The sequence below is a fragment of the Streptomyces sp. NPDC001515 genome (assembly GCF_053597115.1).
In genome coordinates, this window is sequence record NZ_JBSFHN010000090.1 from 1 (window position 1) to 1,458 (window position 1,458).

Annotated in this window: 1 pseudogene; it reads right to left on the reverse strand. The window is 69.8% G+C overall.

Features of this window, described 5'->3' with window-relative positions:
• Positions 1-230 precede the first annotated feature (230 nt).
• Positions 231-1,310 (reverse strand): annotated as a pseudogene (locus tag ACWCXC_RS37435) (IS701 family transposase); the annotation flags it as partial.
• Between the last annotated feature and the right edge of the window lie 148 nt (positions 1,311-1,458).

Here is a 1,458-nt window from a genome sequence, read left to right on the forward strand (position 1 = left end):
CTAGTACTCCAGTGCGGTTTCGTGATCTATCCAGCGGGTTCGTCGGCGGCTCGTCGTCGGTAGTGGCTGTGCCGGGCTGTTGCCTGGTGGCGCCGACGCCAGGTGGACCAGTGCAGCAGTCTGGTCACGGTCGCGGCTGGTGGGCCGAGGACCGTGGCGAGTAGGTGTCGGATCTCCGGGACGGTCAGCGTGATCGGATCGCGGCTGGGGGCGGGGTGGGGTGCGTCATGGAGCCGTTCGGGGGCCGCGTCGGCGGCGAGGGCGGTCAAGAAGGCCAGGGCAAGCATGGCGAGGGTGATGTGCCGGTGCCAGGCGGTCCAGTTGCGGACCTGGTAATGGTCGAGTCCGACCTGGCCCTTGGCGGCCTGGAAGCACTCCTCGACGCTCCAGCGGATACCGGCGACGCGGACCAGTTCGGGCAGGGGCACGTCGGTTGGTGACCAGCACAGGTAGAAGGCGAGTTCGCCGGTGGTCCGGTTGCGTCGGATGAGCAGGTGCCGGTGGCTGTCTGTGCCGATGTGGATCCAGGCCCAGTCGTAGTACCGCGGGCCTTTCGCGCCGTTGCCGGCGCTGTAGCGCTGCCAGGCGGTGGCGGGCAGGCGGCCGGCGACGGTGTCCGCGCGGATGGGTGTGCGGCCGTGGTTGATCCTCACCCGCATGGAGCAGGCGACGGCCATCACGTAGCCGGTGCCGCGGGCCTCGAGGGCGGCGCGGAGTTGGGGGTCCTGGCCGTAGGCTTCGTCGCCGGTCACCCAGGATGTGGTGATCCCGGCGTCCAGCGCGGCGTCGATCATCTCCGAGGCCAGGCGGGGCTTGGTGGCGAACTGCACCGTCTCGGGTATCCCGGCCGCGGTGCGGCGTTCGGGGTCGTCGGACCAGGAGTGCTCGGGCAGGTAGAGGCGGCGGTCGATCAGGGCCCGTCCCCGCTCGGTGGTGTAGGCGAGGAACACGCCGACCTGGGCGTTCTCGATGCGTCCCGCGGTGCCGGTGTACTGCCTCTGCACTCCCGCCGAGGACCGGCCCTTCTTCAGGAAGCCGGTCTCGTCGACGACCAGAACGCCGCCGTCGGTGCCGAGGTGTTCGACGGCGTAGGCACGCAGGTCGTCGCGGACGGCATCGGCGTCCCAGCGTGTGTAGCGCAGCAGACGCTGCATCGGCCCGGGCCGGGCATGGCCGGCCTGTTCGGCCAGTTGCCAGCAGTTCTTCCGCTCGACGCTCGACAGCAGTCCGAGCAAGTAGGCGCGGGCCGTTGCCCGGGGCTCAACTCGCCCGAACCGGCCCGCGATCCGGGCCATGACCTGGTCGAACATCGCCCGCCAGCGGGCAGGGTCTACGCTATGGCCTGCGGCCACCGCACGATCTTCAGGAGTCCACACAACCCCCGATGATCACGCGGTGGCCGTACCCGTTTCCAGCCGGGTCCACCAGCAAGATCGCGAAGTCAGACTGGAGTACTAG